Origin of the sequence: Paraburkholderia sp. SIMBA_053 (assembly GCF_046534895.1) — a bacterium.
Classification (GTDB): domain Bacteria; phylum Pseudomonadota; class Gammaproteobacteria; order Burkholderiales; family Burkholderiaceae; genus Paraburkholderia; species Paraburkholderia caledonica.
Genome location: NZ_JAWRXU010000739.1, coordinates 1 through 269 on the forward strand (window position 1 = coordinate 1; position 269 = coordinate 269).

Annotated in this window: 1 protein-coding gene; it reads left to right on the forward strand. The window is 66.9% G+C overall.

Features of this window, described 5'->3' with window-relative positions:
• Nucleotides 1–269, forward strand: a 269-nt coding sequence (locus tag SB753_RS37540) for a hypothetical protein (protein ID WP_410805222.1), incomplete at both ends; no start/stop codon positions are given.

The following is a 269-nucleotide window of genomic DNA, read 5'->3' on the forward strand; positions in this document are numbered from 1 at the left end:
GCAGGGATGTCCGCGTCGCTTGCGAAGATCGACAGGGCGCTGCGCGAGCAACTGGCGAACCAGCCAAACGTCGCTGGCGCGCTCGCGCAGCTCACGTCCGACGGCACGCGGCTTCAGCAGGACATCGCGCTTGCGCTCGCCAAAACCACCGCGCCGGAGCAGGACGGCTCACGCGCATGGGCTGCGCAGACTTATACGCGTCTTGGGATGGAAGTCGACGGGCTCGAAGCGCGGATGGACCAGTTGCGCGTGCAGGAAGACCTGTCGCT